Here is a 26,327-nt window from a genome sequence, read left to right on the forward strand (position 1 = left end):
GCCAGGTCGACGACCAGCCAGCATCGAGGACCAGGCCGGTCCCCGACCAGGACGGGTCGGGTCGGGTGCCAGACCGGGTCTGTCGCCCCTCCAGCCCCGGTCAGCCGAGGCGCGGTGCCAGCGTGCGCTCAGGCCCGAGAGGCAGTCTCGGGCACGCCGATCTCGTCGATGACCTCACCGGCTGCGAGCCGACCGAGGGTCTCGAGCGTGAGCGAGCGCAGAGACCGGATGCGGCTCAGCCCGGGCCGCGGCTCGACGGGCACCATGACCTCGATGCCGACGGTCGGTGCGCCTGATGCGAGACCCGACGCGATGCCGGACGGAGAGTCTTCGACCACGACGCAGTCCTCGATGCGGACCCCGAGCATCTGCGCGGCCCGCAGGTAGGCCTCGGGGTCGGGCTTGCCGCGAGCGACCTCGTCACCGGTCACGATAACGTCGAAGGTGCCCTCGGCAGCCTGCGCGACGAAGGCGTCAGCGAAGGACCTGTAGGACATGGTGACGAGAGCGCACGGGATGCCAGCAGCCCGGACCGACGCCAGGGTCTCGACGGCGCCGTCCTGCCACGGGACCTCGATCTTCACCTGGGCGATCACCCGGGAGATGAGGTACTCGATGATCTCCGGGACCTCCAGGCGCACACCGGCGCGCTGCATGATCGCCGCAGAGTCGACGAGGGCACGACCGACCAGCTGCAGGCCGTCCTCGTGCGTCCACGGGACGCCGTGCTCACGGGTGAGCTCACCCTCGGCTGCCATCCAGTACGGCTCGGAGTTGATGAGCGTGCCGTCCATGTCCCACAGGACGGCCGCGGGCAGCGTGACCTCGCTGCGGACAGCGTCACGGGCCTCGGCGGAGGCCTCCGCGATGTCAGACGTGGCGGAGGTCGCAGACGTGGAGGCAGCTGCGGACGGGGCGGCGGCAGGCGCGGGAACAGGACTCAGATCAGGTGAGGGGGGCACCCGTCCATCGTATCGGCGGTCTCTGGGTGGGGTGGCCCTGAGCAGCACGGGTCGGGTGGTCCGGGCGAGACAGCCAGGGCAGGCTGGTCGGTCCGGGCGGGCTGGGCGGCGGCCGGCGCGGTCCTGGCGGCGCGGGCCAACTACGCTGGTGGGATGACGGACGAGACCCCCTCCGAGGCCACCCCCGACACCGGCGACGCGAGCCCTGCAGAAGACGCCATCATGTTCGCGGCCTTCGAGGGCTGGAACGACGCCGGCAGCGCTGCGAGCTCGGCCCTGCTGCACCTCATCGACGTGTGGGGCGCCGAGAAGATCGACGAGCTGGACCCTGAGGAGTACCACGACTTCCAGGAGAACCGGCCGATGGTCTCGACCGCGGCCGACGGCACCCGGCACCTCGCCTGGCCGACGACCACGATCTCGGTCGTCGAGCCGCCCATGACCCGTCGCCGGGTGGTCCTGGTCCACGGGATCGAGCCGTCGCTGCGCTGGAAGTCCTACTGCACCGAGCTGCTCGAGATCGCCCAGAGCCTCGGTGTGACGACGGTCGTGACCCTTGGCGCGCTGCTCGCCGACGTGCCGCACACCCGCCCGATCCCGGTGTCGGTGACCTCCGACGACCCGGCTGTCCAGCACCTGCTCGAGGTCGAGGCGAACACCTACGAGGGGCCGACGGGGATCGTCGGGGTGCTGCACAGCGCCGCGCACGAGGCTGGTTTCCACTCCCTCAGCGTGTGGGCCGCCGTGCCGCACTACGTCGCGCACCCACCGTCGCCCAAGGCCACGGCGGCGATCCTCGGACATCTCGAGGCCTTCCTCGCCGAGCCCGTCGACCTCAAGGACCTCGAGGAAGACGCGGAGGCCTGGCAGAACGGTGTCGACAAGCTCATGACCGAGGACACCGAGATCGCGGAGTACGTGAAGCAGCTCGAAGAGGCGAAGGACACCGCCGAGCTTCCCGAGGCGAGCGGCGAGGCGATCGCGCGGGAGTTCGAGCAGTACCTCAAGCGACGCGACAAGGATCTCTGAGCGACGTCCCTCGCGGGGAGCAGCAGCTCCTCACGCCGAGGGAGCGTCGCGGATACGCCACGAGCCGGGACCCCTGAGTGGGGTCCCGGCTCGTCAACTGTCCGCGTCAGCCGTCCAGCGTTGACGTCGTGCGGCGATGACGACGTGCGGCGTGTCAGAGCCGGACGCCGAGGAGCGCGTTGACCGCTCGTGAGATCACTCCGGGCGCGCCCTCGACAGGCTCGGCGGTGCCGGCGAGGGACAGCTCGGCCCACCTGTCGACGGCGGCCAGCGCGCGGGGCGCGTCGAGGTCGTCGGCGAGCGCGGCACGCACCTCCGCGAGGGTCGCGTCGGCGTCGGGGCCGCCGTTGCCGGAGACAGCCGAGCGCCACGTCTCAAAACGCTGCACGCCCTCGGTGAGGCTCGCGTCGGTCCACTCCCAGTCGGAGCGGTAGTGGTGGGCGAGCAGGGCCAGACGGATGGCCATCGGCTCGACGCCCTCGGCGCGCAGACGCGACACGAACACGAGGTTGCCGCGGGACTTGCTCATCTTCTCGCCCTGGTAGGCGACGAGCCCGGCGTGGACGTGCGTGGCCGCACCGGCTCCGTGGACCTCGCCGTCGCCGATGAGGCGGGCGTGCGACGTGCTCATCTCGTGGTGCGGGAACAGCAGGTCGGAACCACCGCCCTGGACGTCGAAGGGCAGTCCGAGCCCTGCACGGGCGATCACGGCACACTCGATGTGCCACCCAGGACGCCCGGTCCCGAGGCTCCCTGCCGCCCAGGCCGGCTCGCCCGGACGCTCACGGCGCCAGAGCAGCGGGTCGAGGGCGTTGCGCTTGCCGGCACGCTCGGGGTCGCCCCCGCGCTCGGCGAAGAGCTCGAGCATCGTCGCCTCGTCGAGGCGTGACACCTGGCCGAAGGCGCTGTCGGCGGTCACGTCCGCGTAGACGTCTCCGAGCTCGGGGGCGTCGCCGCCCGCGCCGTCCTCGAGCGGCACCCTGTACGCGGCTCCGGCCGCGACGAGCTCTTCGACCGCAGCGGCCACAGGCGGGATGGTCTCGACGGCCCCGAGGTACACGTCAGGGGGGATCACACCGAGAGCCGTCATGTCTTCGGCGAAGAGAGCCGTCTGCTCGACGGCGAGATCGCGCCAGTCGACCCCCGTGGCCGTGGCGCGCTCGAGGAGCGGGTCGTCGACGTCGGTGACGTTGGACGCGTAGGTGACGTGCTGACCGGCGTCGCGCCACGCCCGCCCGAGGAGGTCGAAGGCGACATAGGTGGCGGCGTGCCCGATGTGGGTCGCGTCATAGGGGGTGATGCCGCAGACGTACAGCGACGCCGACGGCCCCTGCGAGGCGACGACCAGCCGGCCGGTCGAGCTGTCGTGGACGCGGACGACGTCGCCGCGGCCGGGGAGTTCGGGGATCTGTGGGGCAGGCCAGGTGAGCACGGTCCAACAGTATCCCGAGCCGGGCACCCCCAGGCCCGCCCGCTGGGTGTGCGGTCGGTCCCGTACGACGTCGGTGACCGGGCGCGCGTCGCACCGTGCGTGGTCCAGAATGCAGGCATGGTCAGCCCACAGCCCCCGGTCTCCGTCCGTCGCACCGTCGAGCGTGTCTCCGACGGCTGGCACGAGACCACGCCCGGCCCGGCCGTCGCCCGTGCCGAGGCGCGGTGGTTCGTGGTCGAGGACGGCGCCGACGTGCTCGACGCCGCAGAGGAGCACGGTCTGGACGTCTCCGAGATCCGGGCGCGCCTCGCACGGATCGGCCGTGGTCCGTCGAGCGTGGCACCCCGGGTGGTCCGGGTGAACGACCACGCCCTCTACGTCGTGGTCCCGACAGCCGCCTACGACGACGAGCAGGTGACCACAGGCCGTCTCGTGCTCTTCGCCACGGGCACCGTGCTCTACTCGGCCGAGTCAGGGTCGGCCGGGGTCACGGACAAGGTCGTCGAGCGGCTCGGTGAGCAGCGCGCCCTCAAGGGTCGCGGTGCTCTCCCGGTCCTGGCAGCGATGCTCGTCGAGCTGGTGGCCGGTGCGTCAGACGTCGAGCTCGCGCTCGGCGACGCTGTCGCGCACCTCGAGCAGGTGGCCTTCCGTCTGGACGAGGACCCGCTCCCCCGCCTCTACAACCTCAAGCGCGAGATCTCCGAGGCGCGTCGAGCGCTGCTCCCTCTCTCGGTCGAGCTGCCGGACCTCGGCGACGACCGCACGACGGTGTCGACCGAGCCGCTGCGCCTCGACCGCCAGCTGCTCGAGCGACTCACGGCGCACGCGGAGCGGATCGACCAGCATCTCGAGAGCCACGACAGCCTGCTCTCGGACATGCTCACGGTCCGGCTGTCGCTCGTGTCCGTGCGGCAGAACGAAGACATGCGCAAGATCTCCGCGTGGGCCGCCATCGCGGCGGTCCCCACCCTGGTGGCCGGGATCTACGGCATGAACTTCGAGCACATGCCCGAGCTCGCCTGGACGTGGGGCTATCCGGGCGTGCTCTTCGCGATGGTCGGGATCTGCGTCGGTCTGCACCGCGCCTTCAAGCACAACGGGTGGCTCTGAGCGCCGACGCTCACCTGAGGCCTCAGACGCCGCCCTGGGCGGTCAGCACCCCGGCGAGGAGCAGCACGACGACGACCACGGCGAGCCCGATGCGGTAGTACACGAAGGGCTTGTAGCTGAAGGTCGAGACGATCTTGAGGAACACGATGATGACCAGGTAGCCGACGACGAAGGCGACCAGCGTCGCGAGCAGCGTCGCCCCCGCTCCAGGGGCGCCGGCCGAGCCGATCTCGCCCGAGGAGCTGAAGAGCTTGTAGAGGCCCGAGCCGAGGACCGCCGGGATGGCGAGCAAGAAGGAGTACCGGGCAGCGGCCTCGCGGGAGTAGCCCATGAGGAGCCCTGCGGTGATGGTGCCACCAGACCTGGAGACGCCCGGGACGAGGGCCATCGCCTGCGCGAGACCGAAGTACAGCGCGTGACGCGGGGTCAGCTCGTCGAGGGTCCGCGTCTTGCGGCCGACCTTGTCGGCCCAGCCGAGGATCACACCGAAGACCACGAGCATCAGCGCGATGAGGTAGAGGTTGCGGAAGTTCTGGTCGATCGCGCTCTCGAGCAGCAGACCGAGGACCACGATGGGGATCGACCCCAGACCGATGAACCAGCCCATCCGTGCGTCGTGGTTCTGCGACCCCATGCGCTCGCGCCAGCCCGTGCCGTCCGCGCCGCGCAACGCCTTCCACCAGGCCGTGCAGATGGTGACGATGTCGCGCCTGAAGTACAGCAGGACCGCGGACTCCGTGCCGATCTGGGTGATCGCCGTGAAGGCCGCCCCCGGGTCGTTGGAGCCGATGAGGTCGCCGACGATGCGCAGGTGCGCGCTCGAGGAGACGGGCAGGAACTCGGTGAGGCCCTGGACGAGTCCGAGGACGAGTGCTTCGATCGCGTTCACGTCGAGACACGTTACCCGCACCCTGGCCCTGCGAGGTGCCCGGCCACGTAGTCTGCGGGGATGGAGAACCGCCGCCTCGGTCGCACAGGCCTGCACGTGTCCGCCCTCGGACTGGGCACGATGACCTGGGGACGCGAGACCGACGCCCAGGACGCCGCCGTGCAGCTCCGTGACTTCACCGACGCCGGTGGGACCCTCGTCGACACCGCAGGCTCCTACGCCGACGGTGCCAGCGAGGAGATCCTCGGGTCTCTCCTCGGCTCGGCCGTCCACCGCGACGACCTCGTCCTGTGCACCAAGGGCGGGCTGCGCCAGACAGCGAGCGGGACCGTCGTCGACTCCTCGCGCAGAGCCCTGCTCACCGACCTCGACGCGTCTCTCGCGCGGCTCGGGACCGACCACGTCGACCTGTTCCTGGTGCAGGCGCCCGACCTCGGCACACCCCTCGACGAGACCGTCGACGCGCTCTCCCACGCCGTCACCTCGGGCCGGGCGCTGTACGTCGGGCTCTCGAACCACGGCGCGTGGCACACCGGGTACGTCGCCGGGCGGCTCTCGCAGGTCGACGGGGTCACGCTCGCGGCCGTCGAGGTCGAGCACTCGTTGCTCGCCCGCGCCCTCGAGGACGACGTCGTGCCCGCAGCACAGGCGCTGGGCGTCGGGGTGATCGGGTGGTCGGCCCTGGGTCGCGGGGTCCTCACCGGCAAGTACCGCGGTGGTGTCCCCGCGGGGTCGCGCGGCGCGTCGTCACAGCTGGCCGGCTTCGTGGAGCCGTACCTGGGCGAGGCCGCGTCGTCGGTCGTCGACGCCGTGTGCACGGCAGCGGCGGGCCTCGGGCGGGAGCCTCTCGAGGTGGCCCTGGCGTGGTTGCTCGAACGGGACTACCTGGGGTCCGCCGTCGTCGGAGCGCGCACACCTGGTCAGCTCCGGGCCGCGCTCGGGGCTGTCGACCTCGTGCTGCCGCCCGCGGTGAGCCTCGCGCTCGACGACGTCAGCGCAGACGATCGGGAGTCAGCCCGCGCCTGACCCGGGTCGAGCGCCTCACCAGGCTGGGCGCACCTGCCCGGGCGAGGTCAGCAGGTCAGCGGTCGCCGTCCGATTCGTACCCCTGGTCGTCGGCGTCGTCGAGGTCCGCCCCGTCGATCTCGTCGTCGTCGAGGTCGTCCTCGTCGATGTCGTCGTCGTGGTCTCCCTCGTCGTCGTCATCGTCATCGTCGTCGTCCGCGAGGACGAAGGGGAGAGCCTCGCCGTAGGTGTTGCCGACAGCCTCGTCGTAGACGTCGAAGGCGTCCGCGAGGATGTCGTAGGCGTCGTCGACCGAGGAGTCCTCGTCACCGCGCCGGCTGCTCACGGCCGCGTGGTGGGCTTCGAGGGCGGCGACGAGACGATCAAGGGCTGCGCGAGGGTCGACGGTCATACCCCTGACCGTAGCGCCCCACCAGGCTGAATGGCACCACGCAGGCGCTCCGAGTTCCACACGCACCGCCGCTGCTCGACCAGCGGCGGCGCGGTGCCGGGCTGGTGCGACGTCCCCGCAGACCTGCCGAGGGCTCCCGACGCGCCCTGCGCGGGCAGCGGGCGGGCTGTCCGCGGGTGCGTCGAGCGTCACGAGGTGGTCTTCACGGGGCCAGTGTCAGCGGTGTTTGGTAGGTTCGCCGGAGCGATCCAGGCGCCGCAGGCAGCGCCCGGCGACAGGCGAGAAGGTGGTGCCAGACATGGAACGACGTACGCACGACGACACCCAGCCGCCCGTCCCGCCGCGAGTGCGCCCGACCATGTGGGCCGACACCGGCGGGCAGTACGAGTACAGGGTCATCACGATCCCCCGCGACCGGGACAGGTCCGAGGAGACCCGCCGCATGCTCACCGACGAGGCCGAGTACGGGCGCTGGGAGCTGGCCAGGTCGGTGCTCTACATGGGTGGGCTGCGCAGGGTCTGGCTGCGACGCAAGATCATCCGCGTCCGCAGCACCCTCTGACCCTGGCAGCCCTCTGCCACACGGGTGCCACCTCTGCCTCGTCCAGCACGCGCTGATCCGGTCAGCGCACGGTCGGCACGCCCTGCGCTGGTCAGCGCACGCTGGCGCCCAGCCCACGCTGCCACCCCAGCGCACGCTGCCGTCCGGCAGACGCGGGGTCAGCAGGTCGCGAGCAGCCTGTCGAGGACGCGGGTCCCGAACTTGAGCGAGTCTGTCGGGACGCGCTCGTCGACCCCGTGGAACATGCCCGGGAAGTCGAGAGTCTCGGGCAGCAGCAGCGGCGCGAAGCCGTACCCGGTGATGCCGAGCCTCGCGAGCGACTTGTTGTCCGTCCCACCCGAGAGCGCGTACGGGAGCACGACGGCCTCGGGGTCTTCCGCGAGCAGCGACGCCGTCATCGCGTCGACGAGGTTGCCGCTGAAGGGCACCTCGAGGGCGATGTCCTGGTGGATCGGCTCGATACGCACGTGCTCCCCCGCGAGCTCGCGGAGCGTGGCCATCGCCGACTCCTCGTGGCCGGGGAGGAACCTCGCGTCGATGGTCGCCTCGGCACGCCCGGGGATCACGTTGGCCTTGTAGCCTGCCGCGAGCTGTGAGGGGTTGGAGGTGTTCTGCACTGTCGCGCCGACGAACCTGGCAGCCGAGCCCATCGCCGCGATGAGCGCGTCGACCCCTGCGGGGTCTTCGGGGTCGAAGGGCAGACCTGTGAGCTCGCCGACGCCTCGCAGGAGCGCCTCGACGGTCGGCGTCATCACGTAGGGCCATCGATGCTGACCGATGCGTGCGACGGCTGCCGCGAGGTGCACGACGGCGTTGTCCGTCTGCACCTGCGACCCGTGACCGGCCCGGCCGTCGGCGATCAGGCGCAACCAGCCGATGCCCTTCTCGGCGGTCTGGAGCAGGTACGCACGCTGCCCGTTGATCTGCGTGGAGAACCCGCCGACCTCGCTGATGGCCTCGGTCGCGCCCTCGAAGAGCTCCGGGCGGTGGTCGACAGCCCACCGAGCGCCGAGCGCTCCGCCGGCCTCTTCGTCGGCGAAGAACGCGAGCACCACGTCGCGAGCAGGCTTGCGGCCCTCGCGGACCATCTGCCGCACGACCGCGAGCATCATCGCGTCCATGTCCTTCATGTCGACAGCACCGCGACCCCAGAGAAGACCGTCGATCTCTTCTCCGCCGAAGGGGTCCACCTGCCAGTCGCCGGCCTGCGCGGGCACCACGTCGAGGTGACCGTGCAGCACGAGGGCAGGCCGGGTCGGGTCGAGCCCCGGGAGACGGACCACGACGCTCGCGCGGCCCCGCTCGGACTCGAAGAGCTCGGGCTCGAGGCCGACCTCGTGCAGGGAGGTCATGACGTACTCGGCCGCGGCACGCTCGCCGGGCCCGGACCCGTCACCGAAGTTCGACGTGTCGATCCGGAGCAGGTCCTGACAGATCCCGACGACCTCGTCCTGGGCGCTCGGGACTGGGGTCTGTGCAGTGTTCTGTGAGGTCATCCCCCCACGCTACCTGCCTCGGAGTGGGCCGGGGCCGGGGCGACCGAGCAGCGGTCGCCCCGGCAGCCGAGGTCAGACCAGACCGCGCCGCGCGAGCAGCGGGGCGATCTCGGGCCCGCGCCCGCGGAGCTCGCCGAAGGCGAGCATCGGGTCGGTCGACCCGCCGCGCGAGAGCAGCGCCGCGCGGAAGCGGTCACCCGAGGCGCGGTTGAGGACACGGCCGTCGGCGTCGGCGTTCTCTCGGAACCACTCGACGGTCTCGGCGTCGAGGACCTCGGACCAGATGTAGGAGTAGTAGCCGGCCGAGTAGCCGCCGCCGAACACGTGGTTGAAGTACGTGGTCCTGTAGCGCGCGGGGACCTCGCGCAGCGCGACGCCCGCAGCCTCGAGGGCTGCTGCCTCGAAGGGCAATACCTCGTCGACGGTGCCGGGCACCTGCTCGGGGGTGATCTGGTGCCACGCCTGGTCGAGCAGCGTCGCGGCCAGGTACTCGGTCGTCGCGAAGCCTTCGTTGAACAGGCGGGAGTCGAGCATCGTGCGGACCCACTGCTCGGGCAACGGCTCACCGGTGACGTGGTGGACGGCGTAGGACCGGAGGATCTCCTCGTCCCAGGCCCACATCTCGTTGACCTGCGACGGGTACTCGACGAAGTCGCGGGGCACCTCGGTCCCGGAGTGCGACGGGTACCTCACGGCCGAGAACAGGCCGTGCAGCGCGTGGCCGAACTCGTGGAACAGCGTGATGACCTCGTCGAAGACCAGGAGCGTCGGCTCCCCCGCCGGCGGCTTGACGATGTTGAGGTTGTTGACCACGACGGGCAGCTCACCGGTGAGGTAGCTCTGGTCGACGAGGTTGTTCATCCACGCACCGCCCCGCTTGGACTCGCGCGTGTAGTAGTCGGCGAGGAAGAGCCCCATGCCGGAGCCGTCGGTGTCGAAGACCTCGAAGACCCTGACGTCGGGGTGGTAGCCGACCAGGTCGTCGCGCTCGGCGAAGGTGATGCCGTAGAGCTCGGTCGCCGCCTTGAAGACGCCGTCCTGGACGACCTTCTCGAGCTCGAGGTACGGGCGCAGGAGACCGTCGTCGAGGGAGTAGCGCTGCTTGCGGACCCGCTCGGCGTAGTAGGCCCAGTCCCAGGCCTCGAGCGTGGCGCCCGGGTCGCCCAGGTCGGCGACGAGGGCCTCGGTGAGGTCGAGCGCCTCCTTGCGGGCGTTGGCGGCCGCAGCCGGGGCGAGGGGGGCGAGCATGGCGTTGACGGCCTCGGTCGTCTTGGCCGTCGCGTCTTCGGCGATGTACGCAGCGTGGTGGTCGTAGCCGAGCAGACGGGCGTGCTCGGCGCGCAGCCTGGCGAGCTCGATGACGATCTCGCGGGTGTCGGTGTCGTCGCCTGTCGCGCCACGGGTGACCGAGGCCTCGTGCACGCGGCGGCGGACGTCGCGGCGCGCGAGCGAGGCGAGCACGGTCTGCTGGGTCGGCAGCTGCATCTCGAGCAGGTAGCGACCCTCTTCGCCGCGGTCGGTCGCAGCCTGCGCCGCGGCGGCGATCGCGTCGTCGGCGAGCCCGTCGAGGTCCGCGACGTCGTCGACGAAGACGCTCGCCGCGTTGGCACCGGCGAGGAGCTTGCGCCCGAAGGCGGCCTCGAGGGAGGTCGTGCGCGCGTTGAGGTCGCGCAGCGTCGCCTGGTCCTCGGGCGACAGGTCGATGCCCGAGCGGCGGAAGTCCTGGAGCAGGTTCTCGAGGAGCCACCGCGTGTCGGCGTCTGCCTCGACCTCGCCCGCGCGGACCGCCGCGTCGAGCGCGACGACACGGGAGTACAGGCGAGCGTCCATGAAGATCGTGTCGTGGTGCGCGGAGAGCTCGGGGGCGAGAGTCTCCTCGATGTCTTCGAGGGCAGGGCTCGAGTCGGAGCTCGCCACGTTGTAGAGGACCGTGAGAGCACGGTCGAGGACCTCGCCGCTCAGCTCGAGGGCCTCGAGGGTGTTCTCGACGGTCGGCGGGTTCGGGTCGGTGACGATCGCCTCGATCTCGGCGAGCTCGGCTGCCATCCCGGCGCGCACGGCCGGGATGTAGTGCTCGTCGCGGATCGCCGCGAAGTCGGGCAGCGCGTAGGGAAGGGTGGACCGGCTGGCGAAGGGGTTGCTCGCATCGAGCTCGACAGGAGAGTCAGACATGACTCCATTCATACGTCACGAGGCGTCGGAGGTCGACCAGCCACGTCGGTGCAGGTCGTCAGAGCCCGCAGCCGTGCGGCTCACCGGGCAGGGGCGAACCTGTCGACCCAGTCGAGATCGTGCGCCTGCGCGACCTCGCGGTGCGCGAGCGTGCCCTCGTACGTCGCCAGACCTGCGGCCAGCGCCGGGTCAGCCGCGAGGGCGCGCAGGTCTCGGGCTCCTCCGAGGGCTGCCAGGCGTGAGACGTAGGGCAACGTCGCGTTGGTGAGCGCCTGGGTGCTGGTCACCGGGACGGCACCGGGCATGTTCGCGACGGCGTAGAAGATGCTCCCGTGCACCGTGTAGGTCGGCGCACTGTGCGTCGTGGGACGGGTTCCCTCGAAGCAGCCGCCCTGGTCGACCGCGACGTCGACCAGGACAGACCCTGGACGCATGCGCGAGACGAGCTCGTCGGAGACCAGGCGTGGGGCGAGCGCGCCCGGGACGAGCACGGCTCCGACGACGAGGTCTGCGCCTGCGACCTCGCGGTCGACGGCAGCAGCCGTCGAGGTCACGGTGCGCACGGCCCCGCTGTGCTCGCGGTCGATCGAGGCGAGGACCGAGGCCTCGAGGTCGAGCACCGTCACGTCGGCGCGCATCCCTGCGGCGACCTGCGCGGCGTTGCGGCCGGCCGTGCCGCCCCCGAGGACCACGACCTTGGCCGGTCGGGTGCCGGGCACGCCGCCCATGAGCAGACCCGCTCCCCCGACAGGGCTCGTCAGGTGGTATGCGCCGACCTGGGTGGCGAGCCGTCCGGCGACCTCGCTCATCGGTGCGAGCAGCGGGAGCCTGCCGTCGGCGAGGCGGACCGTCTCGTAGGCGAAGGACGTGGTCCCGCTGTCCAGCAGCGCCTGCGTGCACGCACGGTCGGCCGCGAGGTGCAGGTAGGTGAAGAGGGTCAGACCAGGGCGCAGGTAGCGGTGCTCGGACGGCTGCGGCTCCTTGACCTTGACGACGAGCTCGGCCTCGGCCCAGACCTCCTCGGCACCGGGGACCACCCGCGCGCCCGCTGCCTCGTAGTCGGCGTCTGTCACCGCCGAGCCGAGGCCGGCCCCCGCCTGGACGACCACCTCGTGCCCGGCCGACACCAGATGGTGGGCGCCGTCGGCGGTCAGGGCCACCCGGAGCTCGTCGGTCTTGGTCTCGGTCGGGACTGCGATGCGCATGGGTCTCCTTCGCGCCCGGCGGGTCACGCCGTGCTGGTCGGTGGTTCCTGCGTGGTGCTCCTGGACGTCGGGCGGGTGGTCGGGCCTGCCGGCACGACAGGGGCTGTGACGGACACCGGGGTCTCGTCCTCGAGGGCCCCGTCGTCGTGGTCCTCCTCGTCGTCGTCCAGGTCCTCGTCGTCCACGGGATCGAGCATGGGCGGGTCGAGGGTGCGCAGCTGGGAGTAGACGGCCCACGCGACGGCGACGAGCGGGACGGCGATGACGGCGCCCAGGATCCCGGACAGGAGCGTCCCCGCAGTCACCGAGACGGCGACGACGATGGGGTGCAGAGACACCTGCTTGCCCATGACGAGCGGCTGGAGCACGTGCCCCTCGAACTGCCCGATGAGGGCGATGCCGATACCCACGATCGCGGCCTTCCAGATGCCGTCGGCCGCGAGCGCGACGACCATCGCGATGACCATGGCCGCCGGGGCCCCGATGAGCGGGATGAAGGCACCGATGAGGACGAGCACGGCGAGGGGTGCTGCGAGGGGGACACCGAGGATGGTGAGGAAGACGCCGGCCAGGATGCCGTCGGTCACGGCGATGATGACGGTGCCGCGGGTGTAGCCGGAGAAGGTGTACCAGCCGGCTCCTCCGACGACCTTCCACGTGTCGCGCATGCGGCTGGGGAGCTGGTTGAGGAACCAGGACCACATGCTGTCGCCGCGGGCGAGGAAGAAGATGGTGCAGAAGATGGCGAGCGCGAGGGCCGTGAAGACCTCGACGACGGTCCCGGCCTGCTCGAAGGCCGTGCCGGCGATGTCGCCTGCGTGGTCCTGGACCCACTGCTGGCCGTCCTCGATCCAGCCGCGCATGTCGTCGACGGTGATGGAGAAGGGCAGCGGGCCGTTCTCCAAGAACTCGAAGATCTGGTCGGTGCCTGTCGCGAACTGGTCGGAGAGCTTCTGCCACTGCCCGGCGACGGAGGCGACGACGTAGGTGAGGAGGCCGCCGATGACGAGGACGCCGCTCAGCAGGGCGAGCGCGGTCGCGAGGGCTCGCGGCATGATCTTGCCGTAGATGTTGACAACAGGGCGGAGCACGGCCGAGAACACGAGGGCCACGAAGAGCGCGATGAAGACGAGCTGCACCTTGGCGGTGGCGAAGACGACGAGCCCGACGGCGATCGCGACGATGATGAGCCGCCAGGCCCACCCGGCGGAGGACCTGAGCCACAGCGGGACCGAGTCCTGGGGGGCTGCCGGCACCGGTGGACGGATCGACCCTGTGCTCCGTCGCACTGCTGCGCTCCGTACCCGCTGGCCCGACATGGTGGTCCCCTGCTCTCTGCTCTCGGACCCGCTGGAGGCTGCGGATCGCTCACCTGCGACACTAACCGTTCTGTACGACGCGCCTGTCGCCGCCGCGCCTCGCGGTCCTCGCGGACCTGCGACAAGTCTGGCGCAGCGCGCTCGTGCTCGCCCGGCGGTGACGCGTCAGTGTCGCCGGGCATTCATGCATCGTTCACCTGAGCGAGGGATCGTCCGACCATGACCGCACCGAGCACCCCCGGCTCGCAGCCCGCACAGGGCATGCCCGGCTCGCAGCCGGCACCGAGCACCCTGAGCTCGAAGCCCGCACCGGGCACCCAGGGCTCGCAGCCCGCGCAGGCCGTCCCCGGCTCGCAGCCGGGCGCGAGCCCGGCAGGGTCGTCCCTGCTGCGGGGCGCCCTCGCACCGCCTCCCCGCACGCTGGTCGACATCTTCGCCGACACCGTGGACAGGTACCCCGACTCCCCCGCCCTCGACAACGCCGTGGACGTGCTCACCTACGCTGCGCTCGACGAGGCTGCCGACGAGCTCGCGGCCGAGCTCGCGGGGGTGGGCGTAGGACGCGGCGACAGGGTCGGTGTGCGGATCAGCTCGGGGACGACAGACCTGTACGTGGCGATCATCGCGATCCTCAAGGCCGGAGCGGCCTACGTGCCTGTCGACAAGGACGACCCCGACGAGCGCGCCCGGACGGTCTTCGACGAGGCCGGCGTCGCCGCGGTGGTCGGGGACAGGCTCGTGGTCGCGCCGCGCCCTGTCGTGGGCAGTCCGGCAGGTGGGGCAGCGCAGGGTCCGCAGGCGCGGGCTCTCCCCCAGCCGTCGGTGCCTCCGGTCCCTCCGATGCCTTCGGTCCCCTTGGCGCCCCGGTCCGACGCGGCCGGCACCGCAGACGACGACGCCTCGGCGTGGGACGGGCCGGCGACGACCGACGACGCCTGGATCATCTTCACCTCCGGCTCGACGGGCACGCCGAAGGGGGTCGCGGTCTCGCACAGGTCCGCAGCCGCCTTCGTCGACGCCGAGGCACGGCTGTTCTTGCAGGGCGACCCGCTCGGCCCCGGCGACCGCGTCATGGCGGGCCTCTCGGTCGCCTTCGACGCGTCGTGCGAGGAGATGTGGCTCGCCTGGCGGCACGGTGCGTGCCTGGTGCCCGCACCCCGATCGCTCGTCAAGAGCGGCATGGACCTCGGTCCGTGGATGACGGCCAACGACGTGACCGTGGTCTCGACCGTCCCGACGCTCGTGGCGCTCTGGCCGCCGGCCGCCCTCGACGGGGTGCGGCTGCTCATCCTCGGCGGCGAGGCGTGCCCGCCGGAGATCGGTGCCCGCCTGGCCACCGAGGACCGCGAGCTGTGGAACACCTACGGACCGACCGAGGCGACAGTCGTGGCCTGCGCAGCACGCCTGACGACCGAGCCCCCTGTGCGCATCGGCACGGCTCTCGACGGCTGGGACCTCGCCGTGGTCGACGCCCAGGGCGTGCAGGTCGCGGACGGCGAGACCGGCGAGCTGATCATCGGCGGTGTCGGGCTGGCCCGGTACCTCGATCCTGCGAAGGACGCCGAGAAGTACGCCCCGATGCCGACGCTCGGCTGGGACCGCGCGTACAGGTCGGGCGACCTCGTGGTCTCCGACCCGGAAGGTCTGCTGTTCGTGGGGCGGGCAGACGACCAGATCAAGATCGGCGGGCGGCGCGTCGAGCTCGGCGAGGTCGACAGCGCGCTGCTCGCGCTGCCCGGCGTCGAGGCCGCCGCAGCAGCCGTCCGGAAGACCGGGTCGGGCAACACCATCCTCGTCGGGTACCTCACCCCGGGGCCGGGCTTCGACCTCGAGGCCTCCATGGCGACGCTGCGCGAGACGATGCCCTCGGCCCTCGTGCCGCGCATCGCCCAGCTGGCGACGCTGCCCACCCGCACCTCCGGCAAGATCGACCGCGACGCGCTGCCCTGGCCGCTGCCCAGCACGGGGTCCGCCCCCGAGGCCGAGACCCTCGGCGGGACCGCCGGATGGGTCCAAGAGCTCTGGCTCGAGATCCTCGGGGCCGTGGTGACCTCCCGCGACGACGACTTCTTCGCGCTCGGCGGTGGCAGCCTCACCGCCGCGCAGCTCGTCTCCCAGCTCCGCGGGCAGTTCCCCGAGGTGACCGTGGCGGACGTCTACGAGCGTCCGACGGTCGGCGCCCTCGCCGACGCCCTCGACGCGATGTCCGCACCGACCGGGCTGCGCAACGCCGAGGTCAACCCGGTCCCGGCAGCCACCCAGGTGGCCCAGGTCCTCGCCTCGGTCCCGCTGCGCACGGTCGCCGGGCTGCGCTGGCTGGTCTGGGTCGCGGCGGCGAGCACAGTCGTGGGCGACCTCTTCTCGGTCACCTGGCTGCCGCAGGCGTCGTGGTGGTGGACGGGGCTCGGGGCGCTGCTCTTCGTGCTGCCCGCGGGGCGGATGACACTCGCCGCCCTCGGGGCGCGGCTGCTGCTGCTGGGTGTCACGCCCGGGCGCTATCCGCGCGGCGGTCGGGTGCACCTGCGCCTGTGGCTCGCCGAGCGGCTGGCCGACGAGCTCGGTGCGACGTCGCTCGCGGGAGCCACCTGGATGCCCACCTACGCCCGGATGCTCGGCGCGAAGGTTGGTGCAGACGTCGACCTGCACACGCTGCCCCCGGTCACCGGGATGCTCACCCTCGGCGACGGCTGCTCGATCGAGCCCGAGGTCGACCTCGTCGGGCACTGGCTCGACGGCGACGTGCTGCACGTGGGTGCCATCACCGTCGGCGAGCGCGCTCGGATCGGTGCGCGGACCACGCTCGTCGGGGGCGCGGACGTCGGCGCACGCGCCGAGATCGCCCCGGGGTCCGCGGTGGTCGGATCGGTGCCAGCCGACGCGGCCTGGGCGGGCGCACCTGCCCAGCGCACAGGTGCCGCCCGTGGCCCGTGGGCCGAGCAGCGTCCCCCGCGTCGTCGTCGGTGGGTGTGGGGGTACGCCGCGACAGCCGTCGGGATCAGCGCGCTGCCTGTCGTCGCGATCGCGACCGCTGTGGCGGTCGTCCTGGGGCCCGTGACCGGGGCGTCGTCACCGGCCGAGGCGGCCGTGCGCGCGCTCGGGCTCCTGCCCGTCGCCTGCCTCGTCGGTGCGGTGGTCCTCGCGGCCCTGGTGTGGGCCTCGGTCCGGGCCCTGTCCCACGGGCTGACCAACGGCATCCACGCCGTCCACGGACCCCAGGCGTGGCGGGCGTGGGCTGTGCTGAGGATCCTCGACGAGACGCGCACGTGGCTGTTCCCGCTCTACTCCAGCTCCCTGACCCCCGGCTGGCTGCGGCTCCTCGGGGCTGAGATCGGCGACGACGTCGAGGCGTCCACGGTCCTGCTGATCCCGAGCCTGACGACGGTCAACGACGGGGCGTTCTTGGCCGACGACACGATGCTCGGCATGTACGAGCTCGGCAGCGGCTGGTTGCGCGTCGAGCGCGTGAAGATCGGCAAGCATGCCTTCGTCGGCAACTCCGGGATGGCGGCGCCGGGCCGCAAGGTCCCCAAGGGCGGGCTCGTGGCCGTGCTCTCTGCGGCACCGCGGCGCACCAAGGCCAAGGGCGGTACGTCGTGGCTCGGCAGCCCGCCGACCCGGCTGCGCAGGACCGCGAGCGAGGTCGACCAGAGCCTCACCTACCACCCGCCGACTCGCCTGCGGGTGGCCCGCGCCCTCGTCGAGGTGTGCAGGATCGTCCCCGTGGTGGTCGCCGCGTCGCTCAGCCTCGCTGTCGTCACCGTGCTCGTCGCTGTCGCCGGCTCGTCAGGATGGTGGGTCGCCGCGCTCGTCTCGGGGCTCACCCTGCTCGTGGCCGGGGCGCTCGCCGCCGCGGTGACCACCCTCGCCAAGTGGGCCCTCGTCGGCCGGGTCACCGCGACGGACCACGCGCTCTGGAGCTCCTTCGTATGGCGCAACGAGCTCGCGGACACCTTCGTCGAGGTGGTCGCCGCCCCGTGGTTCGCCCGCGGGACGCTCGGCACCCCGGTGCTCGCCGTGTGGTTGCGCTCGCTCGGGGCGACCATCGGCCGCGGCGTCTGGTGCGACACGTACTGGCTGCCCGAGGCGGACCTCGTCGAGCTGCACGACGGGGCGACCGTCAACCGGGGCTGTGTCGTGCAGACCCACCTGTTCCACGACCGTGTGCTCAGCCTCGACCGCGTGGTCCTCAAGGAGGGCGCGACCCTCGGCCCCGGGAGCGTCGTGCTCCCCGCGTCGACCCTCGGCAGGCACGCTACTGTGGGCCCGGTGTCCCTGGTCATGAGAGGTGAGTCAGTGCCCGACAAGACCCGCTGGGTCGGCAACCCGATCGGCCCGTGGGTCGACGAGACCGACCCCGACGAGACCCCCGCGGCAGCCCCGCTGGCCGCCCTGTGACGGCCGAGACGACGGCCGACCCCTACGTGCCGGGTCACGGCGACCCCTCGTACGACGTGCTCTCCTACGACCTCGTGCTCGACTACTCCGTCGAGACCAACAAGCTGTCCGGGACCGCGACCCTGCGGGTCGTCGCCCGCGAGGCCCTCGACCGCCTGACCCTCGACCTCTACGCGCTGCGCGTGTCGAAGGTCACCGTCGACGGTGCCCAGCCGGGTCGGTACTCCCAGCGCCCCGGGCGCCTGGTCGTCAAGACGCGCCGCGAGGTGCAGCCGGGCCAAGAGCTCGTGGTGGTCGTGACCTACGCCGGGACGCCGCGCCCGATGCCCGGGCCGGACGGCGAGGCCGGGTGGGAAGAGCTGGCCGACGGCGTGATCGTCGCCTCCCAGCCGCACGGTGCACCGTCCTGGTACCCGTGCAACGACCGCCCCTCCGACAAGGCGCCCTACAGGATCTCCCTCACGGTGCCGTCCGAGTATCACGTGGTCGCGAACGGCACGCTGACCAGCAGCAGACGCCGCGCCAGCACCACGACCTGGGTGTACGAGCAGCCCGAGCCGATGGCTGCGTACCTCGCGACGGTGCAGATCGGCCGGTACGTCCGCCGGACGCTGCGCGAGGGCACTGACGGCACTGCGGGCACTGCGGGCACCGGGCGCGCTCCGGGCGCCGACGGCTCTGACGCTGCTGCTACCCGTGGCACGGTCCCGATCCACGCCGTGTTTCCGCCGACGGCGACGAGCGCCGTCGAGCGCGCCTTCGCCCGCCAGGGCGAGATGCTCGACGTGTTCGTCGACGCCTTCGGCCCCTACCCCTTCGCCGCGTACACGGTCGTCGTGACCGAGGACGCGCTCGAGATCCCCCTCGAGGCGCAGGGGCTCTCGGTCTTCAGCCAGGGGTTCCTCAGCACCGGGTGGGAGTCGCAGCGGCTCATCGCGCACGAGCTCTCGCACCAGTGGTTCGGCAACTCGGTCACCGCTGCACGCTGGCAGGACATCTGGTTGCACGAGGGCTTCGCCTGCTACGCCGAGTGGGTGTGGTCCGAGGCCTCGGGCGGGCGGTCTGCCGCCGATCACGCCGCAGAGCAGCACGCACGCCTCTCCGCGCTCCCCCAGGACCTCGTCCTCGGCGACCCGGGGACCGACGACATGTTCGACGACAGGGTCTACAAGCGCGGTGCGCTCACCCTGCAGGCCTTGCGCGGGACCGTCGGCGACGACGTGTTCTGGCAGATCCTGCGGACCTGGGTGGCCGAGCACAGGCACGGGTCGGTGACCTCGGCGGACTTCGTCGCGCTCGCCTCCACGGTGGCCGGGACGGACCTCCTCGAGCTGTTCACGGCATGGCTGACGGGGCTCGAGCTCCCGGACCTGCCGCACGCCCGGCGTTCCCTGCTGCGGCGGATCACCGGCTGACGAGAGCCGTCCCAGCCCTGGTCAGAGGTGGTTCCCGTCACATCCGGGGCAACGGGTTCCACACCTGGGCCCAGGACGTGCTAGATTTTCCGACGCACCCAAGAGGACGGAAACGCTCCTCGACGGTCCACCTGTCCGGGTGGCGGAATGGCAGACGCGCTAGCTTGAGGTGCTAGTGCCCTAACGGGCGTGGGGGTTCAAGTCCCCCTCCGGACACAGCGCAGGACAGCACGACGCAGAGACGACAGAGCGGCCCCGGGATCATCCCGGGGCCGCTTCGTCGTCCCCGGGTCTCTCCGTCACCCCCGCACCTCTCAGGCGACCGGCAACCACGCCCTGGTGGCCCTGACGAGCGCCGAGACCCCGATGCCCAGGGTCGGCTCGATCACCGGCGCGTAGTGGGGCGAGTGGTTCGAGGGCACCGTGAGCAGGGCCGGGTCGGTCATGTCCCCCGTGGTGAAGAGTGCAGGGTCTGTCCCGCCGAGGAGCCAGTACGACAGCAGCGCGCCCGAGGCTGTCGCCAGCACGCCCACGTCTTCGCTCCCAGCCCCGGCACCAGGGTCGAGGACGTTCTCCGGCCCGAGCCACCCCCTGAAGACGTCGAGGGTCTTGCCGAGAGCGCCAGCGTCGTTCACGACCACCGGGAAGCGCTCGATCGAGGTGATCTCCGGCTCGCCGGGCGCCCCGGCCGTGGCCATCTCACCCCGGACGATCCGCTCGACGCTCGCCAGGACGTGCTCGCGAACCCCCTCGTCGTAGCTGCGGATGTTCAGCTGGAGCTCGGCCTCTCCCGGGATGACGTTGGCCGCGCTCCCGGCGTGGACAGACCCGACGGTGAGCACGGCGACGGCCGTGCTCGGGATCTCGCGCGAGATCACCGTCTGCAGCCGCAGGACTGTCGCCGCAGCGATGACCACAGGGTCGATCGAGGACTGGGGCATCGAGCCGTGCGCGCCCTTGCCGACGATCGTGACGCGCAAGGAGTCCGATCCCGCGTAGGAGGCACCCGCGTGACCGGCGATCTTCCCGGCAGGCAGGGGCGCCACGTGCTGCCCGAGCACGACGTCAGGCCTGGGGAACCTCTCGAAGAGCCTGTCGTCGACAAGAGCCTGGGCTCCGGCCCCGAGCTCTTCGGCCGGCTGGAACACCAGGAGCAGGGTGCCTGCCCAGGTGTCGGTGCTGCCGGCGAGGACCGCAGCCGCGCCCAGGAGGCACGTGGTGTGCAGGTCGTGGCCGCACGCGTGGTCGACGGGGACCACAGCGCCGTCCTGGTCCGTGGCCGTCGCCGTGCTGGCGTAGTCGAGCCCCGTGTCCTCCAGGACGGGCAGGGCGTCCATGTCAGCGCGGAGCAGCACTGTCGGCCCGTCGCCGTTCTTCAGCAGGCCCACCACCCCCGTGCCGCCGACCCCGGTGGTGACCTCGTACCCGAGCGCGCCGAGGCGCTCGGCCACGATCCCGGCTGTCCGGTGCTCCTGGAACCCGAGCTCCGGGTGTCTGTGGAGGTCTGTGTAGAGGTCGACGAGCGCTGGGTCGGTCTCGACGTCTGGCTGAGCAGTCATGAGCTTCTCCTGTCTTCGCGGTGCCGGTCTTCGAGATGGTTCCCCCAGCCTTGCAGGACGCCCGAGATGCGCCACTGGTGGTGAGATGTGCCAGGTCAGCGCGCTGCAGTCTGGTCACGTCGGGCGTGGCCGAGGCTGCCGCTGTGCACGGAGGTGGTCGAGGACCCCCTCAGATCCGTGCTAGATTTTCCGTCGCAGCCAGAGGACGGAAACGTCCGACGGAGGCTCACCCGTCCGGGTGGCGGAATGGCAGACGCGCTAGCTTGAGGTGCTAGTGCCCTAACGGGCGTGGGGGTTCAAGTCCCCCTCCGGACACAGCGCAGGACAGCACGACGCAGAGACGACAGAGCGGCCTCGGGATCATCCCGGGGCCGCTTCGTCGTCCCCGGGGTCGCTTCGTCGTCCCCGGGGTCGCACGACCTTCGAGAGGGCCCGAGCGGCCTATGGCGCTCGTCACACCAGGAGGCGATGATCAGGAGGTCAGCACCGACCTCACAGAGGGATCCTTCCCATGGACTTCAGGCTCGAGCTCGTGCAGGTGCCCGTCAGCGACATCGACCGTGCCAAGGACTTCTACGTGGACCAGGTGGGCTTCGTCGCCGACCACGACGTCACCGTCTCCGACGAGCTGCGGTTCGTCCAGCTCACGCCGCCCGGCTCGGCGTGCTCGATCGTCCTCGACCTCACCATGACCGACATGGCACCAGGTTCGCTCCACGGCCTCCAGGTGGTCGTCGACGACGCCGACGCCGCGCGCGAGCACCTGCTGGCCCACGGTGTCGACGCACCCGAGGTCCAGGACCTGCCGTGGGGACGGTTCACGTCCTTCACCGACCCCGACGGCAACACCTGGGCGATCCAGCAGATCGTGCCGCAGGGCTGACCGATAGGCTCAGGGGCCCCGAGCAGAGGACCTGAGCACCATGATCGCGATCGACCCCGACGACTCCGCACCCCCGTCCGAGCAGATCCGGGCCCAGGTGCTCGCTGCCGTGCGCTCCGGCGCGCTGGCACCGGGCGCCAGGCTCCCCACCGTCCGCACGCTGGCGGCCGAGCTCGGCGTCGCGGTCAACACCGTCGCCAAGGCTTACCGCGAGCTCGAGAAGGACGAGGTGGTCGAGACCCGCGGGCGCAACGGGACGACGGTGTCTCCGCACGGCGACCCCGGTGAGCGGCTCGCCCAGGTCGCCGCCGAGGCCTACAGGGCGCGGACCGAAGAGCTCGGCGTCGACCCTGCGACAGCGCTCGCGATCGTCACGGCGTCGCTGTCCGGCCAGCAGGGCTGACGCCTCGTCGTCCCCGTGCGAGCACGGCAGCCTGCGCAGGCGCAGACCCTCGCTCTTCGAGGCTCAGAGTCCCGCGTCTCGCCCCACCCAGTCGCGCGAGGTCATCTCGGGCCGCCCCGTCCAGCTGTCGGCGAGCATCGGCGAGGAGATGAGCATGTCGGCCGTCGCCACGTTGCACGCCATGGGGACGTTCCAGACCGCGCCGATGCGCAGCAAGGCCTTGACGTCGGGGTCGTGCGGCTGGGGCTCGAGCGGGTCCCAGAAGAACACGAGCATGTCGATGACTCCCTCGGCGATCTTCGCGCCGATCTGCTGGTCGCCTCCCACGGGTCCGGAGAGCAGGCGGGTCACGGGGAGCCCGAGCTCGTACTCGAGCATCGTCCCCGTGGTCCCCGTCGCGAAGAGGTCGTGGTGGGAGAGGGTGCCGCGGTTGAACTCCGCCCAGCGGAGCATCTCGACCTTCTTGTTGTCGTGGGCCACCAGGGCGATCTGGTGCGAGACTCCAGGCATGGGTGCTCCTCGGTCGACAGTCCGGGCCGGTGGAGGCCGGCCGTGAGCGGGCAGCGCCGAGACGTCGGCACTCCCCCGCCCTGAGGCCCATCATGCTCGCGGCAGAGGCGGGTCCGCTACGGGGCGCCGCGTCCAGGCAGAGACAGACCTGGCGCGGGAGCACCCAGGTCAGAGCGCATGCCCACCCGCGACGAGCGCCCGCAAGCCACCGCGTCCCTGCGCATCCTGCTCAGATCCCCGCCACCAAGGTCGCGGCGATGACGAGCATGACGACCGCGACAGCGGCGTCGAGCCAGCGCCATGCCGCCGGCCTCGAGAAGAGCGGCTGGAGGAACCGGGCCCCGAACCCGAGCAGCGAGAACCACACGAGGCTGGCGGTGGCGGCACCGAGACCGAACCACCAGCGGGCGTCCCCGTGCGTCGTCGCGATCGAGCCGAGCAGGACGACGGTGTCGAGGTAGACGTGCGGGTTGAGCCAGGTGAGAGCCAGAGCCGTCGAGACCGCGGCGAGAAGAGTCCCGCCGCGAGCAGCGGTCTCCTCGCTCTCGGGGGTCGGCCGCAGCGCCCTGCGCGCAGCCAGCACCGCGTACACCGTGAGGAAGGCCGCCCCGCCGACGCGGGCCCACACGACGAGCCCTGGGTGGGCCTCGATGATGCTGCCCAGTCCTCCGACCCCTGCGGCGATGAGCACGACGTCAGAGAGCGCGCAGACCAGCACGACGGGGAGCACGTGGACCCCGCGCAGGCCGGCTCGCAGGACGAAGAGGTTCTGGGCGCCGATCGCGACGATGAGCGAGAGCCCGAAGGCGGCGCCTGTGAGCACCGTGAGCGCGGAGGAGGTCATGGCGTCACCGTAGAGAGCAGGCAGCCAGTAGTCGAACAACTAGAAGTGATCGAGCATAAGATCTGCTGATGACATCGATCGACTCCCCACAGCTCGCCGCTCTGGCCGCCGTCGTCGACGAGGGCTCCTTCGAGGCCGCGGCCGACGTGCTGCACCTGACCCAGCCGGCAGTCAGCCAACGGATCAAGGCTCTCGAGGCCTCGGTCGGGCAGATCCTCGTCCGGCGGACACGACCAGTCACGGTCACCGAGGCCGGTCGCAGCTATCTGCGCCTCGCACGGCAGGTCTCCGTCCTCACCGACGACGCCCGCCGGGAGGCCGCAGGCTCGGGCACCTCGGGGCAGTCTGTCGTCCTGCCGATCGCCGTGAACAGCGACTCTCTCGGCAGCTGGGTGCTCCCTGCGCTGGCCCCGCTCGCGGCAGAGATCGCCTTCGACCTCCACCGGGAGGACGAGGCGCACTCTGCAGCGCTCCTGCGGGACGGCAGCGTCATGGCCGCGATCACCACCTCTCAGGCCCCGGTCCAGGGCTGCACGGTCCGGCGGCTCGGGATCATGACGTACCGCGTCTGCGCGGCGCGCGGCTTCGCCGACAGGTGGTTCTCCGGCGGGGCGACGACGGCCGCCCTCGCCGAGGTGCCCGTGGTCGTCTTCGACCGCAAGGACGACCTCCAGGACGCCTATCTGCGCGCCCGGCGCGTGGACCCGGGCGCTCCCCCGCGCCACTACGTGCCCTCGTCAGCGGACTACGCCGACGCCGTCCGGCTCGGCATGGGGTGGGGGCTGCTCACCGAGCCGCAGTGCCTCGACGGTCTGGAGAGCGGTGCGCTGGTCGAGCTCGACCCTGGTCGACGCACCGAGGTCACGCTGTACTGGCAGCAGTGGTCGTTGCGGACCGCGGCCCTCGACAGGGTGTCGGCCGCCGTCCACGAGGCTGCGGCTCGGCACCTGCGGTGAACGGGCCTGCGCCCCGGGCACGCCGGCTCAGGGCGTATGCTGGTCCCAGACTTCCGGCCCCGAGCGGTCCGGTACCAGACTGTTGAGACAGCAGGCAGCGCGACCCCCGTGTCCACACGCGGGGGTCGTTCTGTGTCCGCAGGTCTTTGGTTCCGCCACCCGGCCTGTGCCGGCTGGCCGGCCAGCTGCCCGGCTGCAAGCCTGCGCCGGGTCTCAGAGGCTAGACGTCAGGCGCCAGCGCGCCCGTGCTCTGCCAGGACAGCGTCGGTGAAGGTAGGCCAGACCTCGGCCGCCCACGGCCCGAAGTCGCGGTCGGTCAGAGCGACGCAGGCGATCCCCGCGTCGGGGTCGACCCACAGGAACGTGCCCGACTGCCCGAAGTGGCCGAAGGTCCGGGGCGAGCTCTGCGCGCCGGTCCAGTGCGGGCTCTTGCCGTCACGGATCTCGAAGCCCAGGCCCCAGTCGTTCGGACGCTGGCGGCCAAAGCCTGGGACCACCCCGTCGAGCCCTGGGAAGACGACCGAGGTCGCCTCCGCGACGGTCTCCGGGTGCAGCAGGGTCGGCCGCTGCAGCTCGGCGGCGAAGCGTGCCAGGTCCGTGACGGTCGAGCGAGCACCGGCCGCCGGAGAGCCTGAGACGTCTGTCGAGGCCATGCTCAGCGGTGCCAGGACGGCCTCGCGGGCGTAGGTCGCGAAGTCGATCCCGGCGCGCTCGGTGATGGTCTCGGCCAGCACCTCGAACCCGACGTTGGAGTAGATGCGTCGTTCTCCCGGTGCGGCGCGGACCGTGCGCTCGGAGAAGTCGTAGCCCGCGGTGTGCGCGAGCAGATGACGGATGGTGGCCCCCTCAGGGCCCGCGGGGTCGTCGAGCTCGACGGCGCCCTCTTCGACCGCGACGAGCGCAGCGTAGGCGGTGAGGAGCTTGGAGACCGAGGCGAGCGGGAAGACCTTGTCGAGGTCACCGTGGGAGGCGAGGACCTCACCGTCCGCAGAGACGACAGCCGTCCCCGCGTGCTCGACCGGCCAGGACTCGATGAGTTCGACGCTTCGCATCCCACGACCCTAGAACACCCGCACGAGGGTCTCGACCCAGCGGGCAGCCGACCCGGCATCCCAGGGCCGCCGAAGACTCTGCAGCCCCGTCCTGGCGTCAGCCCGAGTGACGCCCAGACTGCCCCGAGGTGCCCTCGTCGGGCAGGACGACGTCGTCGTCGGTGACAGGCGTGGGCGGGGTGCGGACCCGGCGGGGCTGCTCGGTCCGGCTCCTGCCCAGGGAGACCGGCGGCGGGACGCTGACGCTCGCGTCGGAGCGGACAGGGGCTGGACGTGCCTGCTGCCCGGGGTCGGGTGCCACCGCGACCGCACCGGTCTTGGTCGGCTCCGGGCGCTTCGCGGCAGGAACGGGCACGGACTCGACCGAGGGCTTCGGCGGGGTCTGAGGCCGAGCCGGCGGCTGAGCCTCGGTCTGAGGCTGCGCGGGCGGCTGGGCGGGCGGGGCAGCGACGGGCTTGTCGGCAGTCTCGCGCGTTCCTGGAGACACGGCCGAGGGCGCCGACTGTGCCGGAGACGGGTCGGATGCTGCGCGTGCTGCGGTCCTCGTCCTCGCCGGGGCAGCGCGACGCGCGACAGGTGCCGGTCCTGCGGGGGCGACGGCGGCTTGCTCGTCAGGAGCGACGTCCGGGTCGACCGGCACATCCGGACCGACCTCGGCCACCTCGGGCTCGGGCTCGGGCTCGGGCTCGGGCTCGGGCTCGGGCCTGTCTCTTATAC

At 71.7% G+C, this 26,327-nt stretch carries 21 protein-coding genes, 2 tRNA genes and 1 pseudogene; 11 read left to right on the top strand and 13 right to left on the bottom strand.

What is annotated here, in order from left to right:
• Window positions 1–128 precede the first annotated feature (128 nt).
• The gene (locus tag HZZ10_RS05395) at window positions 129–962 is read right to left on the bottom strand and encodes an HAD family hydrolase (RefSeq protein ID WP_179912714.1); all 834 of its coding nucleotides are present in this window, start codon (window positions 960–962) and stop codon (window positions 129–131) included.
• 153 nt (window positions 963–1,115) lie between these two features.
• Between HZZ10_RS05395 and HZZ10_RS05400 the strand changes: the two genes are divergently transcribed.
• Window positions 1,116–1,991 (top strand): PAC2 family protein, encoded by an 876-nt coding sequence (locus tag HZZ10_RS05400; protein ID WP_179912715.1) that lies wholly within the window; start codon window positions 1,116–1,118, stop codon window positions 1,989–1,991.
• A 154-nt stretch (window positions 1,992–2,145) separates the two neighbouring features.
• On the opposite strand, the gene mshC is transcribed toward HZZ10_RS05400, so the two are convergent.
• Window positions 2,146–3,423: a cysteine--1-D-myo-inosityl 2-amino-2-deoxy-alpha-D-glucopyranoside ligase gene (gene mshC, locus HZZ10_RS05405; RefSeq protein WP_179912716.1), complete on the bottom strand. Its 1,278-nt coding sequence runs from the start codon at window positions 3,421–3,423 to the stop codon at window positions 2,146–2,148.
• Window positions 3,424–3,540: 117 nt separating this feature from the next.
• On the opposite strand from mshC, the gene HZZ10_RS05410 reads away from it, so the two are divergent.
• Entirely contained in the window at window positions 3,541–4,533 is a 993-nt protein-coding gene (locus HZZ10_RS05410) for a magnesium and cobalt transport protein CorA (RefSeq protein ID WP_179912717.1), read from the top strand.
• Between the two features lie 22 nt (window positions 4,534–4,555).
• Here the strand turns inward: HZZ10_RS05410 and HZZ10_RS05415 are convergent, their stop codons facing one another.
• Window positions 4,556–5,422 (bottom strand): undecaprenyl-diphosphate phosphatase, encoded by an 867-nt coding sequence (locus tag HZZ10_RS05415; protein WP_179912718.1) that lies wholly within the window; start codon window positions 5,420–5,422, stop codon window positions 4,556–4,558.
• Window positions 5,423–5,482: 60 nt separating this feature from the next.
• On the opposite strand from HZZ10_RS05415, the gene HZZ10_RS05420 reads away from it, so the two are divergent.
• Window positions 5,483–6,448 (top strand): aldo/keto reductase, encoded by a 966-nt coding sequence (locus HZZ10_RS05420; protein ID WP_179912719.1) that lies wholly within the window; start codon window positions 5,483–5,485, stop codon window positions 6,446–6,448.
• Window positions 6,449–6,503: 55 nt separating this feature from the next.
• On the opposite strand, the gene HZZ10_RS05425 is transcribed toward HZZ10_RS05420, so the two are convergent.
• Window positions 6,504–6,839, bottom strand: a complete 336-nt coding sequence (locus tag HZZ10_RS05425) for a primosomal protein (protein WP_179912720.1) — start codon at window positions 6,837–6,839, stop codon at window positions 6,504–6,506.
• A 358-nt stretch (window positions 6,840–7,197) separates the two neighbouring features.
• Here HZZ10_RS05425 and HZZ10_RS05430 point away from each other — a divergent pair, with 358 nt between their 5' ends.
• Window positions 7,198–7,401: a DUF5703 family protein gene (locus HZZ10_RS05430; RefSeq protein WP_179912740.1), complete on the top strand. Its 204-nt coding sequence runs from the start codon at window positions 7,198–7,200 to the stop codon at window positions 7,399–7,401.
• A 158-nt stretch (window positions 7,402–7,559) separates the two neighbouring features.
• On the opposite strand, the gene HZZ10_RS05435 is transcribed toward HZZ10_RS05430, so the two are convergent.
• From HZZ10_RS05435 to HZZ10_RS05450, 4 genes are all read right to left on the bottom strand, one after another.
• A complete protein-coding gene (locus HZZ10_RS05435) occupies window positions 7,560–8,897 on the bottom strand; it encodes a M20/M25/M40 family metallo-hydrolase (RefSeq protein WP_056133592.1) in 1,338 nt (445 codons plus the stop codon).
• A gap of 72 nt (window positions 8,898–8,969) precedes the next feature.
• Entirely contained in the window at window positions 8,970–11,069 is a 2,100-nt protein-coding gene (locus HZZ10_RS05440; RefSeq protein WP_082544014.1) for a M3 family metallopeptidase, read from the bottom strand.
• 80 nt (window positions 11,070–11,149) lie between these two features.
• Entirely contained in the window at window positions 11,150–12,274 is a 1,125-nt protein-coding gene (ald, locus tag HZZ10_RS05445) for an alanine dehydrogenase (protein WP_179912721.1), read from the bottom strand.
• Window positions 12,275–12,297: 23 nt separating this feature from the next.
• Window positions 12,298–13,593, bottom strand: a complete 1,296-nt coding sequence (locus HZZ10_RS05450; protein ID WP_179912722.1) for an AI-2E family transporter — start codon at window positions 13,591–13,593, stop codon at window positions 12,298–12,300.
• Between the two features lie 219 nt (window positions 13,594–13,812).
• Between HZZ10_RS05450 and HZZ10_RS05455 the strand changes: the two genes are divergently transcribed.
• The 3 genes from HZZ10_RS05455 to HZZ10_RS05465 all read left to right on the top strand — a co-directional run bounded on the left by HZZ10_RS05455 (window position 13,813) and on the right by HZZ10_RS05465 (window position 19,619).
• On the top strand, window positions 13,813–17,988 hold the full coding sequence (locus HZZ10_RS05455; RefSeq protein WP_228087114.1) for a Pls/PosA family non-ribosomal peptide synthetase: 4,176 nt from the start codon (window positions 13,813–13,815) through the stop codon (window positions 17,986–17,988).
• Complete coding sequence (locus HZZ10_RS05460) at window positions 17,985–19,403, top strand: M1 family metallopeptidase (RefSeq protein ID WP_179912723.1); 1,419 nt, start codon at window positions 17,985–17,987, stop codon at window positions 19,401–19,403. Before HZZ10_RS05455 ends, HZZ10_RS05460 begins: the two co-directional genes overlap by 4 nt.
• A gap of 133 nt (window positions 19,404–19,536) precedes the next feature.
• Window positions 19,537–19,619, top strand: a tRNA-Leu gene (locus tag HZZ10_RS05465).
• Window positions 19,620–19,717: 98 nt separating this feature from the next.
• Here the strand turns inward: HZZ10_RS05465 and HZZ10_RS05470 are convergent.
• Complete coding sequence (locus HZZ10_RS05470; RefSeq protein WP_179912724.1) at window positions 19,718–20,962, bottom strand: amidohydrolase; 1,245 nt, start codon at window positions 20,960–20,962, stop codon at window positions 19,718–19,720.
• Window positions 20,963–21,194: 232 nt separating this feature from the next.
• Here HZZ10_RS05470 and HZZ10_RS05475 point away from each other — a divergent pair.
• The 3 genes from HZZ10_RS05475 to HZZ10_RS05485 all read left to right on the top strand — a co-directional run bounded on the left by HZZ10_RS05475 (window position 21,195) and on the right by HZZ10_RS05485 (window position 22,248).
• Window positions 21,195–21,277 (top strand) — tRNA-Leu (locus HZZ10_RS05475).
• A 196-nt stretch (window positions 21,278–21,473) separates the two neighbouring features.
• Window positions 21,474–21,845, top strand: coding sequence for a VOC family protein (locus tag HZZ10_RS05480; RefSeq protein WP_056133613.1), 372 nt, complete (start codon window positions 21,474–21,476; stop codon window positions 21,843–21,845).
• A 40-nt stretch (window positions 21,846–21,885) separates the two neighbouring features.
• On the top strand, window positions 21,886–22,248 hold the full coding sequence (locus tag HZZ10_RS05485) for a GntR family transcriptional regulator (protein WP_082544016.1): 363 nt from the start codon (window positions 21,886–21,888) through the stop codon (window positions 22,246–22,248).
• Window positions 22,249–22,311: 63 nt separating this feature from the next.
• On the opposite strand, the gene HZZ10_RS05490 is transcribed toward HZZ10_RS05485, so the two are convergent.
• Together HZZ10_RS05490 and HZZ10_RS05495 are read right to left on the bottom strand one after the other, a co-directional pair.
• Window positions 22,312–22,758, bottom strand: coding sequence for a methylglyoxal synthase (locus tag HZZ10_RS05490; RefSeq protein WP_056133621.1), 447 nt, complete (start codon window positions 22,756–22,758; stop codon window positions 22,312–22,314).
• A 229-nt stretch (window positions 22,759–22,987) separates the two neighbouring features.
• Window positions 22,988–23,602, bottom strand: coding sequence for a LysE/ArgO family amino acid transporter (locus HZZ10_RS05495; RefSeq protein WP_179912725.1), 615 nt, complete (start codon window positions 23,600–23,602; stop codon window positions 22,988–22,990).
• 68 nt (window positions 23,603–23,670) lie between these two features.
• On the opposite strand from HZZ10_RS05495, the gene HZZ10_RS05500 reads away from it, so the two are divergent.
• A complete protein-coding gene (locus tag HZZ10_RS05500; RefSeq protein WP_179912726.1) occupies window positions 23,671–24,558 on the top strand; it encodes a LysR family transcriptional regulator ArgP in 888 nt (295 codons plus the stop codon).
• A 227-nt stretch (window positions 24,559–24,785) separates the two neighbouring features.
• On the opposite strand, the gene HZZ10_RS05505 is transcribed toward HZZ10_RS05500, so the two are convergent.
• Window positions 24,786–25,610 carry a serine hydrolase domain-containing protein gene (locus HZZ10_RS05505; protein ID WP_179912727.1) on the bottom strand — a complete coding sequence of 275 codons (825 nt, stop codon included), beginning with the start codon at window positions 25,608–25,610 and terminating at the stop codon, window positions 24,786–24,788.
• Between the two features lie 97 nt (window positions 25,611–25,707).
• Window positions 25,708–26,327: pseudogene (locus tag HZZ10_RS05510) on the bottom strand (hypothetical protein); the annotation flags it as partial.

The organism is Sanguibacter inulinus (assembly GCF_013415325.1).
In the GTDB taxonomy this organism is placed as follows: Bacteria; Actinomycetota; Actinomycetes; order Actinomycetales; family Cellulomonadaceae; genus Sanguibacter; species Sanguibacter inulinus.